The 221-nt window shown below is 42.5% G+C and carries 1 protein-coding gene; it reads left to right on the top strand.

What is annotated here, in order from left to right; all coding sequences use genetic code 11:
* Nucleotides 1-221, top strand: a 221-nt coding sequence (locus tag ADI76_RS06805) for a GBS Bsp-like repeat-containing protein (RefSeq protein ID WP_049515304.1), incomplete at both ends; no start/stop codon positions are given.

The following is a 221-nucleotide window of genomic DNA, read 5'->3' as shown; positions in this document are numbered from 1 at the left end:
GAACTGGCAAGATGATCTAGTATGGCACAAAGCAGTCCGTCAAAGTGATGGCAGCTACCGTGCGACCATCAAAGCCTCAGATCATAAAAATGATGACGGTAAGTACAACGTCCATGTCTACTATGTGGATCAATCTGACCAACGAAACTACATCACAGAGACTACAACAGAAGTACATCAAGTAAAACCAAGCGGCACGTTAACGATTGAGAATAACAATA

Origin of the sequence: Streptococcus parasanguinis (assembly GCF_001074805.1) — a bacterium.
Taxonomy (GTDB): Bacteria; Bacillota; Bacilli; order Lactobacillales; family Streptococcaceae; genus Streptococcus; species Streptococcus parasanguinis_A.
Note: the sequence above shows the minus strand (reverse complement) of the source record. Positions and strands in the feature narration are given on the sequence as shown.